The sequence below is a fragment of the Rhizobium sp. USDA 4016 genome (assembly GCF_056279705.1).
The window spans coordinates 2,121,658-2,137,477 of record NZ_JBWCCY010000002.1; the positions used below are offsets into that span (position 1 = coordinate 2,121,658).

At 58.9% G+C, this 15,820-nt stretch carries 11 protein-coding genes; 9 read left to right on the top strand and 2 right to left on the bottom strand.

Features of this window, described 5'->3' with window-relative positions:
* Positions 1-107 precede the first annotated feature (107 nt).
* The 8 genes from ACZ9DP_RS11215 (at position 108) to ACZ9DP_RS11250 (ending at position 7,495) form a co-directional block, all read left to right on the top strand.
* Complete coding sequence (locus ACZ9DP_RS11215; RefSeq protein WP_476201689.1) at positions 108-380, top strand: hypothetical protein; 273 nt, start codon at positions 108-110, stop codon at positions 378-380.
* Between the two features lie 134 nt (positions 381-514).
* On the top strand, positions 515-1,201 hold the full coding sequence (locus ACZ9DP_RS11220; protein ID WP_194731605.1) for a helix-turn-helix domain-containing protein: 687 nt from the start codon (positions 515-517) through the stop codon (positions 1,199-1,201).
* A gap of 410 nt (positions 1,202-1,611) precedes the next feature.
* Complete coding sequence (locus ACZ9DP_RS11225) at positions 1,612-2,745, top strand: aminomethyl transferase family protein (RefSeq protein WP_476201690.1); 1,134 nt, start codon at positions 1,612-1,614, stop codon at positions 2,743-2,745.
* A 10-nt stretch (positions 2,746-2,755) separates the two neighbouring features.
* A complete protein-coding gene (locus ACZ9DP_RS11230; RefSeq protein WP_476201692.1) occupies positions 2,756-3,361 on the top strand; it encodes a dimethylamine monooxygenase subunit DmmA family protein in 606 nt (201 codons plus the stop codon).
* Entirely contained in the window at positions 3,358-4,323 is a 966-nt protein-coding gene (locus tag ACZ9DP_RS11235) for a PDR/VanB family oxidoreductase (RefSeq protein WP_476201693.1), read from the top strand. The genes ACZ9DP_RS11230 and ACZ9DP_RS11235 overlap by 4 nt, the downstream gene beginning before the upstream one ends.
* A gap of 30 nt (positions 4,324-4,353) precedes the next feature.
* Positions 4,354-5,394: a heme-dependent oxidative N-demethylase family protein gene (locus ACZ9DP_RS11240; RefSeq protein ID WP_476201694.1), complete on the top strand. Its 1,041-nt coding sequence runs from the start codon at positions 4,354-4,356 to the stop codon at positions 5,392-5,394.
* A gap of 50 nt (positions 5,395-5,444) precedes the next feature.
* Entirely contained in the window at positions 5,445-6,782 is a 1,338-nt protein-coding gene (locus tag ACZ9DP_RS11245) for an NAD(P)-binding domain-containing protein (protein ID WP_239601372.1), read from the top strand.
* A gap of 113 nt (positions 6,783-6,895) precedes the next feature.
* Positions 6,896-7,495, top strand: a complete 600-nt coding sequence (locus ACZ9DP_RS11250; protein WP_239601375.1) for a methyl-accepting chemotaxis protein — start codon at positions 6,896-6,898, stop codon at positions 7,493-7,495.
* Positions 7,496-7,498: 3 nt separating this feature from the next.
* Here ACZ9DP_RS11250 and ACZ9DP_RS11255 read toward each other — a convergent pair whose 3' ends face one another.
* The gene (locus ACZ9DP_RS11255; RefSeq protein WP_476201695.1) at positions 7,499-9,868 is read right to left on the bottom strand and encodes a DUF1989 domain-containing protein; all 2,370 of its coding nucleotides are present in this window, start codon (positions 9,866-9,868) and stop codon (positions 7,499-7,501) included.
* A gap of 243 nt (positions 9,869-10,111) precedes the next feature.
* Here ACZ9DP_RS11255 and ACZ9DP_RS11260 point away from each other — a divergent pair, with 243 nt between their 5' ends.
* A complete protein-coding gene (locus ACZ9DP_RS11260; RefSeq protein ID WP_283073458.1) occupies positions 10,112-11,896 on the top strand; it encodes an APC family permease in 1,785 nt (594 codons plus the stop codon).
* A 504-nt stretch (positions 11,897-12,400) separates the two neighbouring features.
* On the opposite strand, the gene ACZ9DP_RS11265 is transcribed toward ACZ9DP_RS11260, so the two are convergent.
* Positions 12,401-15,796 (bottom strand): acyl-[ACP]--phospholipid O-acyltransferase, encoded by a 3,396-nt coding sequence (locus ACZ9DP_RS11265; RefSeq protein WP_476201696.1) that lies wholly within the window; start codon positions 15,794-15,796, stop codon positions 12,401-12,403.
* Between the last annotated feature and the right edge of the window lie 24 nt (positions 15,797-15,820).

Genomic DNA, 15,820 nt, shown 5'->3' on the forward strand with positions numbered 1-15,820 from the left:
GCCGCCGCGGTGTAATAGGCGCTAAAGCCGATCAGCAGGCAGAGTGGCTCGAAGACAGGACGGCGAGCGTGATGAGGGCGAGGCCGCCGACGCAGAGCCCGCCCACGATGGCTGAAACCATCCGGGAATACGGCTTGCGGATCAATACCTGGCTGAAGCACGCGACGATTACCCATGGCCGTCGCTTCGCCGCGCCACGAGAGGCAAGGGGGACGCCGCCTAAGTGCGTTGCCATCGAAGCGGGTGTTCGTGGTGATTTTGCCGAGGTCGAACGTGCTCTCAAATTCTCGGCCACGCGCTACGCGCCGGCCCGCGCCGCCTATCGCATCGACTGCTGCCCGCTCCATCTCGATCGTTCCATGGCGAAGCACAGAAGTTAAACAGCATGTCAGCGCCGCCTATCGCACTCCATTGGTATGGGGCATAGCCGCAGATCCTGACTTTCTTCACGGTTGAGAAAATTTCACTACGGCGATAGGATTTCCGGGGAGAGGAAAACGCGAAAGGACGGTGCATGAAGGCCAAGCCCGATGACAAATTGAGCCAAGCGGAGCAGCCGCACGGGAATCGGATCGCTCTTTCCCAGGATCCGCATGCTGTCCGCGAACCGAAGGAAAACAACCTCGAAATGGCGATCGGCCACGAGGTTCGCGCCTATCGCAAGAGGCTCGGCATCACGGTCACCGATCTTGCCGCCGCAACCGGTATTTCGCTCGGCATGCTCTCGAAGATCGAAAACGGCAATATCTCGGCATCGCTCACTACGCTGCAATCGCTTTCCCGCGCCCTCGGCGTGCCCCTCACCGCCTTCTTCCGGCGTTACGAGGAGCCGCATAATGCCGTCTTCGTCAAAGCCGGCCAAGGCATCGAGCTCGAGCGGCGCGGCACGCGGGCGGGACATCAATATAATCTGCTCGGACATATCGACAACAATTCCAGCGGCGTCATCGTCGAACCCTATCTCATCACGCTGACGGCCGATTCCGACGTCTTCCCGACCTTTCAGCATGAGGGCATGGAATTTCTCTACATGCTGGAAGGCGAAGTCGTCTATCGCCACGGCGACCAGCTTTTTCCGATGCAGCCGGGCGACAGCCTGTTCTTTGACGCCGATGCGCCGCACGGGCCGGAAGTGCTGGTCAAACTGCCGAGCCGCTACCTCTCAATCATCTGTTATCCCCAGCGGGGCAAGACGGGATAGATTGCTCCAAAAGAACAAACTATTCTTACAAGTTGACCACAAAGACCCGCTGGTCCTTTTCCGAACGCGAACGAAATCCGGTCTTCCGGGCAAGCCCTAGCAGCTACGAGTCAAGCCGGTCGCCGCGGTTGTGGAAGCCGGCATCAACCCTATTGGCGCACCGGACAAGGGCGAGGCCCGGGCTCGGCGGTGAGCTCACCGTCGAGGAATTCCCTCAACCGTCGCAAGCACCATCATCCCGGTTCCGGGCGGCGGCGGATTGCCAACATCGTCATCTCCGCCCAACGCACCGCCGAGCAGACGCCGCTGAAGATTTGCAGGAATCCCTGCTCACGCAGGCTTGCCACGACGCAAAAGACGAATATAGTCAGGAAACAAATATTCCGTAGAAGAAATAAGAGGGAACGGGAATGGCTTTATCTTGGCGTTTCTCCGCCTTGGCGGATCGGCATCGCGCTCTCGGATCGAAGCTTGAGGACTGGAGCGGAATGGGAACCGCCTGGACCTATGAGAAGGACATGTCGGAAGAGCACGTCGCCGTCCGCACCAAGGCGGGCATCATGGATGTTTCCGGCTTGAAGAAGGTGCATCTGGTCGGCCCCCATGCCATCGCTGTGCTTGACTACGTCACCACCCGCGACATGACGAAGATCTATCCCGGTCGCTCGGTCTATGCCACGATGCTAAATGATCGCGGTCATTTCACCGACGATTGCATCGTCTACCGCACAGGCCCGAATTCCTGGATGCTGGTGCATGGCTCCGGGTCCGGTCACGAGGAGGTCGTCAAGCAGGCGGCTGGCCGCAATTGTGCAGTGCTCTTCGACGACGATCTACATGATCTCTCGCTCCAGGGACCTTTGGCGGTCGACTACCTCGCCAAATATGTGCCCGGCATCCGCGACCTCAAATATTTCCATCACCTGCAAGCGACGCTCTTCGGCGCTCCGGTAATGATCTCGCGCACCGGCTATACCGGTGAGCGCGGCTACGAGATCTTCGTGCGCGGCCAGGATGCTGTCATGGTCTGGGACCGGGTCGTCGAAGAGGGCAAGGATATGGGCATTATTCCCTGCTGCTTCAGCGTGCTCGACATGCTGCGGGTCGAAAGCTATCTGCTCTTCTATCCCTATGACAATTCGCAGATGTATCCCTTTGCCGATCAGCCGCCTGGCGACAGCCTCTGGGAACTTGGCCTCGATTTCACCGTCAGTCCCGGCAAGACCGGCTTCCGCGGTGCCGAGGAGCACGCGCGCCTCAAAGGCAAGGAACGCTTCAAGATCTTCGGCATGCTGATTGATGCCGATGGCCCGGCCGATCTCGGCGATGAGGTGTGGGCCGACGGCAAAAAAGTCGGCGTCATCACATGCCCGAGCTATTCGTCGCTGACGAAGAAATCCATGGCGATCGCTCGCCTCGATGTCGACAAGGCTGTTCATGGCACGAGGCTCGAAGTGCGCGGCAAGAGCGTGAAGGCCATGGCCAGCGCGCATACGCTTCCCTTTGACGATCCGGAAAAGAAGAAGCGAACCGCCTTAGGTTAGGGAGCGCGCCATGCTCGTTGCAGGCATCAAGAGCCGTCCGGTCTACAAAGGTCTGACCATCGAGCCGCATGCCAAGCGGCATATCTTCGCGCTCGAGGGTGAGGGTGCGACAGCGCTCACTGACCAGAAACCGGCCCTCGACGAAACGATCCTGTCACGGAGCGAAATCCTCTATGTCGCGTGCGGGTCGAAGGGCAAAGGCCATGACACGGCGCTACTCGACCTTGGCACAGATGTCTTCTGGACGGCGCCGACGATTGCGACGCTCCTCTTCCGGCTGAAGGGATTGCTGGCAACCGCCCACATGGGCATCCGCCTCTATATCGCTGGAACGGAAGGTTTCATCGGGCAGGCAATGACGGTGGGGCTCGAACATGGCATGGATTACGCCTCGATCATCACCGAACATCGCGGCTCGCTGGCGCGGCGTGTCCAGTGCGTGCATTGCAAAGGGATCACTGACGACGTGACTGCGAGCCCCTTCACCTGCAGCCATTGCCGCCTGACGCTTCTCGTGCGTGATCATTATTCGCGACGGCTCGGTGCCTTTCAAGGCGTCAACATCGATGCGGAAGAGCCGGGCAGCGCGCCCGATCCAGAGGAGTTGTTCCTTTGAGCGGTGGTACTGAAGTTCCCGTCCGCGTGACGAAGGTGACGCCGGTTGCCGAGCGCATCAAGCGCTTCCGCTTCGAGCGGCTGGACGGCAAGCCGCTGCCATATTTCTCAGGCGGTGCGCACATCATTGTCGCGATGAATGATGACGGCCATGTGCGTCGCAACGCCTATTCGCTGATGTCGCCGCCGCATGATTGCGCGGCCTATGAGATCAGTGTCCTGCATGTCGAGGATTCGCGCGGCGGCTCCACCTTCATGCATGAAAGGGTCAAGGAAGGCGACAATCTGAAGGTCAGCTATCCGGTCAACCTTTTCCAGCCGGATTGGCGGGCCCGCAAGCATCTGCTGATCGCCGGCGGTATCGGCATCACCCCCTTCATCGCCATGATGGAGCAGTTCACCCGCGAAGGCGCCAATTTCGAGCTGCATTATGCCGTGCGCACGCGCGATCGCGGTGCCTATTGGAAGGAACTGGCCGAGCGCTACGGCTCGCAACGGATCAAGATCTATTGCGACGCCGAAGGCATAACGATGCCGCTCGGCCGTCTGCTCGACAGCCAGCCGCTCGGCACGCATCTTTATGTCTGCGGCCCATCGGGGATGATCGACGGCGTTTTAAGGGCCGGGATCGAGGCCGGCTGGCCGGAGCAGAACCTGCATTCGGAGCGCTTCCTTTCCTCGTTGCCGGGCAAGCCCTTCACCGTCGAGCTCGTGCGCTCCGGCAAGACCGTGAGGGTCGGCCATCACGAAAGCATGCTGGAGGCCATCGAAGCGGCGGGCGTCGATGCGTCTTTCCTCTGTCGAGGTGGTGCCTGCGGTCAGTGCGAGACGGCGGTCGTCACCTGCGATGGCAAGCTGCTGCATCACGACCTCTACCTGAACGATGAGGAAAAAGCGGCCGGCCGCAAGGTGATGATCTGCGTCTCCCGCTTCGAGGGGAAAACGCTGCATCTCGACCTCTAGCGGCCCTGAACGCGGAACAAGGAGAACGACATGGCAATCGCCTTCAAGCAGGAAAGTTTCCGCGACGACTTCAGCTACCGGAACAGCCCGGAGAACATCAGCCGTTTCCCGTTCCCCTTCGATCGCGACGAGTACATGTATTCCGTCAACATGGAGCCGCACGTGCGCGGCAGACCGGGGACCGTCTTCGAAAACCTGATTGACGTCGATGAGCACTATGTCGCAGAGATGCATGACCGGATGCTGGTGCTGAAGGAGGATTCGCTCCGCTATCAGGCCCTCCCCCATATGATGAGTGCGCAGTGGGATACGCTCGAGCTTCTGATGGAAGAGCAGGCAGCTGGCTATCCCGAGCACTTCACCCTCACGAGGAATGGCGACCAGTGGCGCTGGATCAACCGGCCGCTCTGCATCGACGACACTTTCACCTTCGGCGATGTCTCGACGCTGCCCTACGAGCCCTTCGAATATATCACGCGGCAGGCGCAGGGTGATTTCTGCATAGTCGACCAGCGCGACGGCAATCTTTGGATGGATGCCGGGATGGTGACGACCCAGGCCGACTGGTCGCTCGATTTCGACATAGGCATGAATTTCATGGAGTGGCACGGACCCGTGCCACTCGCCCACCAGATCGGCGTCTTCGACCGCGCATTAAAATTCCTCCTGAACCTGCAGCAGGGAAAGCCGACGCGCCGATTCAACTGGACGATGACGATCAATCCACGGCTTGATACCAGCCCAGAAAACTACCACAAATGGGGGCCGGATCGCACGACCGTGACACCAGAGAATGTTGGCGAGAAGGTACATCTGCGCGTCGAGCTGCAGAGTCTGTGGCGCCTGCCGCGTTCGAACGCCATCCTCTTCGTCATCCGCTGCTACCTCATGAACATGGGCGAGCTGGTCACCGTGCCGAAATGGGCGCGACGCATGCCACGCGTGCTGAGAACCTTGCCGACGGAACTCATCGACTACAAGGGGCTCACCCGCTACCGCGAGGACACGATCAACTGGCTTGCGAAATATGATGACGGGGCGCCCACCAGCCTCGGCATCTTCCCGGATTAACGCGCAACGATGCGCCGAAGCAATGCAATATACCAAGAGGGGAATGCTTCATGACAAAAGTTGCCGTTATCGGCGCCGGTCCCTCCGGACTGGCACAGCTGCGCGCCTTCCAATCGGCTGCCCAGAACGGGGCTGAAATCCCGGAGATCGTCTGCTACGAAAAGCAGGCAGATTGGGGCGGGCTTTGGAATTACACCTGGCGCACGGGGCTTGACGAATATGGCGAGCCGGTCCACGGAAGCATGTATCGCTACCTCTGGTCGAACGGACCGAAGGAGTGCCTGGAATTCGCCGATTATTCCTTTGAGGAGCATTTCGGCAAACCAATCGCCTCCTATCCTCCACGCGCGGTGCTTTGGGATTACATCAAGGGCCGTGTCGAAAAGGCGAATGTCCGCCATTGGGTGCGCTTCAGCACGCCCGTGCGCATGGTGCGCTTCGACGAGGAGACGAAGAAATTCACGGTGACGGCCCACAACCGCATCGAGGACCGCATGTATGACGAGGAATTCGATTATGTCGTGGTTGCGACCGGTCATTTCTCGACGCCGAACGTTCCCTATTTTGAGGGTGTCAGGACCTTTAACGGCCGTGTTTTACATGCGCACGACTTTCGTGACGCGCTGGAATTCAAGGGCAAGGACATCCTTATCGTCGGCCGTAGCTATTCGGCCGAGGATATTGGTTCGCAATGCTGGAAATACGGCGCCAGGTCGGTAACGACGAGCTACCGGTCGAAGCCTATGGGCTTCAATTGGCCGGAGAATTTCGAGGAGCGGCCGCTCTTGACCCGGCTCGAAAACAAGACTGCGCATTTTCTCGACGGCTCCATGAAGGAAGTCGATGCGCTGATCCTCTGCACCGGCTACCAGCACCACTTTCCCTTTCTGCCGGACGAATTACGACTGAAGACTGCCAACCGGCTCTGGGCAGACGGCCTCTACAAGGGCGTTGTTTTCGACAAGAACCCACAGCTCTTCTACATCGGCATGCAGGACCAATTTTACACCTTCAACATGTTCGACGTACAAGCCTGGTGGGCGCGCGACGTCATGATGGGCCGCATCAAGCTGCCGCCGGAAGCAGAACTGAAGGCGAATTTCGACATGTGGCGTGCCCGCGAGGAGACGCTCGAAGATGCCGAGCAGATGATCTGGTATCAGGGAGACTACGTGAAAGAGCTGCTCGCCGAGACCGACTACCCGAGCTTCGACATCGAAGGCACGAATAGAACCTTCATGGAATGGGAACACCATAAGGCGGAAAATATCATGGGCTTTCGTGATCACGCCTATCGATCACTGATGACCGGCAATATGTCGCCGAGGCACCATACGCCGTGGGTTGAAGCTCTCGACGATTCGATGGACGAGTATCTGCGCAACTGAAGCATTCCAAGTCCTCCCTTAACCGCGAAAAGGTCGTTCATCGCGATCCTTTCGTGGGTCTATCAAATGAGACGAAGCAATTTCACCTGCAACTCACTTCGAACGTGGACTTGATGGATTTTCAAACGAGCATTCTTAGCCGCATGAGCGGATTTCTCTACCGCTGCCGTGCCGACGAAAACTACACTATGCTGGAGATGACGAACGGCATCGAGCGCATCTTCGGCCATCCCGCTGACGAGATCATCGGCAACCGGACGCGGACCTTCACCTCCATCATGTGTGAGGAGGATGTGCCGATCATGGACCAGGTCGTCGGCCTGGCGCTCGAACGGCGTACCGACTGGACGATGGAGTACCGGATCCGCCATCGAGACGGGAATTTCATCTGGGTGACCGAAACCGGCGGTGGTGTTTGGGCCGAGAATGGCGAATTGCTCTACCTCGAAGGCAGCATCATAAACATTGAGTCCCTTTACCAGCGTATCGACGAGCAGACGGCAGGTATGCGCGTCACGGCATCGAAAACCAATGAGATCCTGCAATCGCTGCGCTACTTGAAACTGCTTGCCGTCAATGCCGGCATCGAGGCGGCACGTGCCGGTATGGCAGGGTCAGGCTTTGCCGTGCTTGCAGCCGAAATGCGCGCGCTTGCCAACGCCTCTGAGGAGGCCGCCCGCGCGATCTCAAACGCCCAGCTCAAGTCGGGCTGAAGCTTAAGAGCGCGGCCGCGTCTTCTGAGGATCATAATGCGATAGCGGTACTATGACCGCCGGCAAGCGTTTCTGGTGGCCGTCCAGCTTGCCGATTTCCACCGCCGTTCCAACAGACGCATGCGTGACGTCGATACGGGCGAGAGCGATGGTCTTGCCGAGGATAGGTGAGCGGGTAGCGCTGGTGATCACACCCACCTGAGCGCGGCCGATGTGGACGCAATCTCCATGGCCAACCGCCTCATTGGCCTGCACGTCGAGCCCAACCAGCAGATGACGCGGATGCTCCTTGCGCCGAATCAGCGCTTCGCGGCCGATGAAATCATCCGCCTTGGATTTCAGCGGCACGGTGAAACCAATGCCGGCCTCGAATGGATCGGTTTGGTCGGTGAACTCGTGATGGGCGAATATCAGCCCCGCCTCGATGCGCACCATGTCCAACGCTTCGAGGCCCATAGGCTTCAAGCCATGCGGCTCACCGGCCTTCCAAACCGCGTCGAACACTTTAAGCGCGTCCTTCGGATGACAGAAGATCTCGTAACCGAGCTCGCCCGTATAGCCGGTGCGCGAGACGACGACAGGCGCGCCTTCGAAGTCCCCGATGCGCCCAACCGTGAACCGGAACCACTCGAGTTCGCCGATCGCCGGCTGGCGCGGCGCCGTCCAGAGGATTTCCTTCAGGATGTTGCGGCTCTTCGGTCCCTGCACAGCGATATTGTGCATCTGGTCGGTTGAGGAGCGGACCCAGGCCCTAAAGCCTTTCTTTTCCGCTTGCTCGCGCAGCCAGATGCCGCTTGCATCATCACCACCGATCCAGCGGAAGTTTTTGTCGCCAAGACGGAAAAGCGTACCGTCATCGATCATGCCACCGTTTTCGTAGCACATGGCCGAATAGACGACCTGTCCGGTCGACAGCTTACGCACGTCGCGCGTCAGGCAATATTGCAGCAGTTCCTCGGCATCGGGACCGGTCACTTCGAATTTTCGCAGCGGCGAGAGGTCGATGACGACTGCCCTCTCCCGGCAGGCCCAATATTCTTCGACGGGGCCCTCGGAGGAAAAGCGGTTCGGCAGCCAGTAGCCGCGATATTCCGCGTAATCCCTCGTGAGTGCCGAAAGGCGTGGGTGGAAGGCGGTTTCGCGCGTCAGTTCAGCGTCGGAGTCAGGTGTCATGCGATAGGCTACCGCTCGTGAGAATTTTTCTTTTCCGGAAAAGGTTCGGACATGGATATCCGTCGGATCCCAGCCGTTCGCGGCATCGATATCGTCTGGACATGAGGAGGAGACACAGACGAGATCGGTCAGCGCCCGCATCATCACATAATCGCCCGGGCGCGACCAAGGCTCGTCGAGGTAGAGCTGGTTATTGTGATCGATGTTCGTATTGTAGAAATAGTTGAGCGCTTCCCAGCCCTTGCGAGGCGCAATCCCGTAGGGCGCCAACGCAGCGTTGAAATTGTCCGTGCAATTGACGTGGCCGGGATAGCCCATATCGTCATAATAACGAGAGTTGCAGGCGGTTGCGAAGGCGTCGTGACGACCGACCGTGTCCTGGACGATCTCCACGAGAGGTTCGAAATCGCGATCGAACGCCTTTGACGGCAGGCCGGGCATCGGGTAGCTGCGGCCGAGCAGCGTGCGGGTGACCGTCGAATCCAGGGCCAGATCGAGGCCTTTATCCACCTTGCGGGCGGCGAAAGCCTGAAAATCCGTGCATTGCCGCCCATAGACGTCGATGATCTGAATAAATTCGCCAGCGCGGACGAAATAGGCTGAGGCTGTTGCCGCCTTGATGCGGATATCCTCGATCGGATCGGCCATCGGCTCGGGCAAGGCCGAGGAATAATCGTGAATGAGCTGGCTCCGCCTGATCCTAATCTCGATCGGCGTCGCCGTATCCTGCGCCTGCGGCAACATCACGCCTGCGGGAGCAGCGACAATCAAGAGACCTTTCAGGGCGATGGTGAATTCCGCGGAGCTTCCCGGCGTCGCTGCCGCTCCGAAGAGACGTAGCGCGCCAGCCGCCGTAAGATCAGCGCCGCGACGGGCAAGCGCAGCGCGGGTACGGATAGCACTGTCTTCCCCCGTCGACAGGATGGCCTTCAAGCCCTCGGCGGCATTGGTGAACGTCGCGCCGAGACCTGCCGACAAGAAACGCCCAGCCTCATCGACAAAGGAAAGTTCACACGGCTGACCGCCTTCCATGTCGGTGACGGTCACGTGGTCAGCGACCTCGACGCGCACGACCAACGAGCCGCCGCCCTTGACGCGGTAGCGCTCCGTGCCCTGCGGCAGCGCGGGAATGCCCGGATAGCGGACGATGCTCGGGGAAGCCGGCCGCACCCCGGTCATCGCCGGATGGAGATCTCGCATTTGACCCTCATGGGGTTGGAAGCGCGCTTTCGCCCGCCAAACAACGTTACAAAATGCCGTCGGAAAGTAAACCATATTGACTAAAAAGAAAATATCTTCACTATGCATCAAGGGTCAAAGCTCAGAATCCGTGCGGGAACGCGGATCGCCAAAAACCAGGCTGGCCCCGGAAATACCGGGAGAGGCACGTTCAGGGAGACGCACGAAGAGACGTCCGGAACAATCGAATGGGGAACTTCAGCAATGACAGACGTAGTGGACGCCGGGATTTCGGCCGGCACCGAAGGTAAGCTTATACGTGCCCTCGACTGGAAGGGTGCATTCTGGGTGGCTGCGGGAGTGCCGCCACTCGTCCTTTTCTCCATCGGCGGCATTGCAGGCACGACAGGCAAGCTCGCCTTTGTCGTATGGATCATTTCCATGATCATGGGCTTCCTGCAATCCTTCACCTATGCAGAGATTGCCGGCATGTTCGGCAATAAATCCGGCGGCGCCTCCGTTTATGGCGCGACCGCCTGGCTGCGATATTCGAAGTTCATTGCGCCGCTTTCGGTCTGGTGCAACTGGTTTGCCTGGTCGCCGGTGCTTTCGCTCGGTTGCGCCATCGCCGCCGGTTATATTCTCAATGCATTTTTTCCGATTCCGGCAGCTGACTCGCAAGCAGCCCTCGACTGGATTGCCGCGCATGCCGCTTCAATCACGGCCGATAGCCCGCGCGTCGCAGAATACATAACAGCCCATGCCGGCACGGCGCCGGACGATGCCATCAAAGCCTTGCTGAGCACGGATGCGGTAGCGGCGCTGACGCCGGCGGTCCGCAATTGGTCACTCGCAAGCTTCGGCATTCCGTTCCTCGCTACCGCCAACATCAACGCCACTTTCTTCATCGGCGGCATCCTGATGCTGATCATCTTCGCCATCCAGCATCGCGGCATCTCGGAAACCGCAAGCGTGCAGAAGTGGCTGGCGATCATTGTGCTCGTGCCGCTGCTTTTGATCGGCATCTACCCTATCCTCAGCGGTCAGATCGTTGCTGCGAACGTCACAGGCCTCCTTCCGCCGACGGCAGCATATTCAGACGCGGACGGTACATGGAGCAACGGCGGCTGGACACTCTTCCTTGGCGGCCTCTATATCGCCGCTTGGTCTACTTACGGCTTCGAAACGGCCGTCTGCTATACCCGGGAACTGAAGAACCCGAAGACCGATACTTTCAAGGCGATCTTCTATTCCGGACTGGCATGCTGCTTGTTCTTCTTCCTCGTGCCCTTCGCCTTCCAGGGTGTGCTCGGCCATGCCGGCATGCTGGCACCTGGAATCATCGACGGTACCGGTGTAGCGGAAGCCCTCGGTGGGTTGATCGGCGCGGGCCGCATTATCACCCAGCTTCTCGTCGTCCTGATGATCATGGCACTCTTCCTGGCGATCATGACGGCGATGGCGGGATCCTCACGCACGCTCTATCAGGGCGCCAAAGACGGCTGGCTGCCGAAATACCTCGACCATGTGAATGAGAACGGCGCGCCGACCCGTGCCATGTGGACGGACTTCGCCTTCAACCTCTTCCTTCTGGCGATCGCATCGGATGTCGGCGGCTACTTCTTCGTGCTCGCCGTCTCGAATGTCGGCTACATTATCTTCAACTTCCTCAACCTGAACTCCGGTTGGATCCATCGCATGGATTCCGGCCACATCGAACGTCCCTGGAAGGCGCCGAGCTGGCTGATCGGCCTTAACACGGTTCTCGCCTTCGTCAATGCCCTCTTCCTCGGCGCCGGCGCAAAGGTCTGGGGTTATGCCAACGCACTTTGGGTCGGCTTCGCCTTCGCCGCCGTCATCCTCCCGGTCTTTGCGTATCGCCATTATGTGCGGGACGGCGGCAAATTCCCTGCAGGAGCGATGGACGATCTGGGCCTGACAGGTCAGGACCTTGGCACGAAAAAGGCGGGCATCCTTCCCTATGTCGCACTTGCCGGCGGTCTGGCGATAGTCCTGATCGCGAACTGGATCTTCCAACTGCCGGCCTAACGCCCAAGACGATTCATTTATCGCCGCTCTCCGTGAGGGCGGCGATCCTTGAGGAAGGGTGCGAGCGCTAACTGTGACATAGATGAGCGCCATCAATTTGACGTCGTGCGCAAGCTTTGCGAAATCGCGACCCCATTGATGGCTGCCGGCGCAAGCCTCCATCGCGACCGTGCAGGGTTCGATGGATGGCAAGAATTGCAGCAGCTTGCCACTCGAGACCTTCCGTTGAAAAATCGCCGCGCCATCTGCCTCGCCTGCATGGACCTGGATGGTTCTCTTCGCCAAATCCCCGCCGATTATGCAAATCTCTTCCATGGATGACGCTTCCCTCTTTCACGGCTCCAACGCAACCATTCTGGCACGTCGGATGCCGTCGACTGGGGGCGTCCACCCCATCGCTTACGCAAATAGGACCATCAGCGGAAAAATCCGCTTTGCATAGCGCCCACCCCTACAATTCCTTGCATGCTGAAGCAGCAATTTTTACACGCCTTGTGTGAGGCTTCACGCGGCGTGCTGCGATGGCTCCAAATTTTGGACAATCTTGCTCGCTGCAACAAAATCCACCTTTCCCGAACCCAGCACTGGCACTTTGCCGATTTTGATTTCCGCCGGAACCATCATATCCATCGCTCCCCTGGATTTGGCAAAGGCCGCGAATTCAGCGCGAGTAGCGTTTGGCGCATCTGTCAGCAGCACCAGTCGCTCACCCTTCTTTGCATCCGGAATAGATGAAACGACCGAAAGGGCCCCGGCCCACAACTGGCCGGCAAGCGCCTCGACGGCAGCGAGCGAAATCATCTCGCCGCCGATCTTGGCGAAGCGCTTGGCACGGCCACGGATCCTGACGAAGCCATCATCGTCGATTGTGATAATGTCGCCCGTGTCATGCCAGCCATCAGGGAGCGACTCGATCACGCCAGGGTTCTCAGCGCGGAGATAGCCGGCCATGACATTGGCGCCGCGGATGAAAAGGCGACCACCCTCATCGATACCCGGAACCGGCTCGAGCTTCGACTGCATGCCGGGCATGATCTTGCCGACGGTGCCTGAGCGGTTGAACATTGGCGTATTGAGGGAGATCACGGGTGCCGTCTCAGTAACACCGTAGCCTTCAAGGATACGCAGGCCGAACTTCTCCATATAGGTCTCGCGGGTCGATGGTTTGACGGGCTCGGCACCCGAAAAGATGTATCGGATCGATCGGAAGTCATAAGGGTGCGCAGTTCGGGCATAGCCGTTCAGGAAAGTATCGGTCCCGAAAATGATGGTCGCGTTGGAAGTGTAGATCAGTTCCGGCACGATGCGGTAGTGAAGTGGCGACGGATAGAAATATACCGGCACGCCCGAGACCAATGGCAGAACGGTCCCCGCCGTCAGACCAAAGGAATGAAACACCGGCAAGATATTGAAGACTTTATCCCCGGAATGGAAGTCGATGCGCGAGGCCGCCTGGGCGGCGTTTGACAAAATATTGCGATGGGTGAGAACAACACCCTTCGGCGTTCCCTCCGAACCAGATGTGAACAGGATCACGGCGGCATCACCGGCCCTGCGCTTGACCAGCGGCGTGTACCTGTTGAGGAAGCCCCGAATTTTGTCCACGACGGTAACTGTCGTGCGCAGTTCGTCGAGCCAGACGATCTTCATCTCTTTTTCGAGCTCGGTGATCACGGGACCAAGCTTGCCCTGCTCGACGAAGGCACGTGAGGAAAGAACCTGCTTTACCTCTGCCGCCCTGCACGCTGACAAGATATTGGCGGCGCCGGCGGTGAAATTCAGCATCGCCGGAACCTTGCCCGCTGACATCACAGCGAGAACGGTCGCAGCAGTGCCAGTGGCGTTTGGAAGCAGGACGCCAAGTGCCTGTTCATCGGGAAACAACGCCTTGAACTTGGCACCCAGAACCGAAGCGCCGGTGAGAAGCTTGGCATAGGAGAGCTGGCCGCTAATCGGATCCTCGACTGCAAGTTTTCCCCCACCTCCTTCCAAAGCCGTCTCGATAATACGGTCCAGGACCGTCAGATTGGTGTTCGTCGTACGGAATATCAACATCGACATGACCTGGTACAGGGCCGCGCCTGCGGCGATACGGCGCTTGCGGCCCTTGATGTCTGCGGGAACGTCGAGCTTCACCGGCTCGAGGATCGTCACTTTGACCTTAGGAAAGAGGCGACGGCGAACTTGGCCAGCCGAAAGGCGCGAGAAGTAGCTCTTCTCAAGCCCGTCGATACGGACGGGCACGATCATCGATCCTGTCTTGTCGGCAACCATAGCCGCGCCGTCGTAGACCTTCATCAGCGTCCCGGTCACCGTCAGGCGGCCCTCGGGAAAGATGCCGATCGCATTGCCCTCGTTGACAATCTTGATGAGCGAACGTGTCGCCATCGGCTTCGTCGGATCGAGCGGAAGGAATTTGCACATCTTCAGGAAAGGACGAACCCACCAAGCCTGAGCTATCTTGTAATCGACGGCGAAAACAGGCTCTTCCTCAGTTATTGCAAGCGCCAGAGCTCCATCAAGAAAACTCACATGATTGAGCGCGATGATCGGTGCCCGACCAGCCTTCTTGATGTTCTCCAAACCTTCCACCTCAAGGCGCAGGAAGGCACGGAACAATATGGAAATGAAATCACGGAACGGATTGGTGGGCAGCGTCTTCAACATCATCCAGGCAACGCCGACATTGATGAGCGAAAGACCTAGAATGATCATCGGAACGGAGACACCGACGGCTTGCAAGATCGCGACCAGCGCAAGCCCGGTTGTGATAAATAACGCGGACAAAACGTTCGCAGCTCCGATCACACGGGCACGGCGGGCTTCGTTTGCCCAGGCCTGCATCGCCGCGAACGTCGGCACGGCCATGAATGCGCCCCCAATGGCCATACCGGCGAGATCGATCGCCACACGCAAGGTCTTTGCGCCGGCAAAGAAGGCGGTGATGGTTTCAGCATGAGAGGCGGACTGCAGGCCCCACAGATTCCAAGCGAGGTCTATTCCGAAGAGTGCAACTATGACGGTGCCGACTGGCGCCGGCAGCAAGACGACGCGGCCTGCCGACATCCAGCCGGCGATCGCTGAACCGACCGCAATGGAGATCGCGAAAACGGCAAGATAGGCGGGGACGACGATCTCCGAACCACCAAGGATTTCCGTAACCATGAAGGGCAGCATCGACATGACGAATGCGCCCACGAACCAGAACCAGCAATTCATTAGCGCCGAGCGCCAGACTCGCTTGTCTTCGCGCAGTTCATTGACGAGTGTAACGCTTGAGCGGAAGACATTCCTGTCGATAACGAGATCGGGCGCTTTTGAACCGGTCGCAGGGATCATGCGAGCGGCGAACCAGCAAAGCACCGAAAGCCCCATCATCATCGGTCCGAACACCCAGACATTCTCGCCATTCGTGAAGGCAAGCGCTGCAACGATCGTGCCCGTCAAGATGGCGATGAAGGTGCCGCCCTCGATCCAGGCGTTGGCCTTTGGCAAGTCCTTACGTTCGAGATGATCGGGAAGAATGCCGTACTTAATCGGGCCGAAGAGCGACGAGATAACCCCGAATCCGAAAAGAGCCAGCATAAGGACCCAGATCGACGACAGCGCGATACCAATGACGGAGATCGCCGCGACTGCGATCTCGCAACGCTTGAGGATTTCGGCCATCTGCGCCTTGTCATATTTGTCGGCAAGCTCGCCGCCCAGCGCCGAAAGCAGCAGGAACGGAATGATAAAGATGCCGCCAGCGAGCGTCACGAGCCAAGCCCCCTCGGCAGCCATCTGCGCAAGGATCAGGAAGATAAGCGTCTGCTTCAGGAAATTATCGTTGAAGGCCGAGAGGAACTGCGTCCAGAATAACGGAGCGAACTTCCTCGATGTCATAAGATTGCCGTGCATGGCTGTTTCCCTGTTAGATCGCAA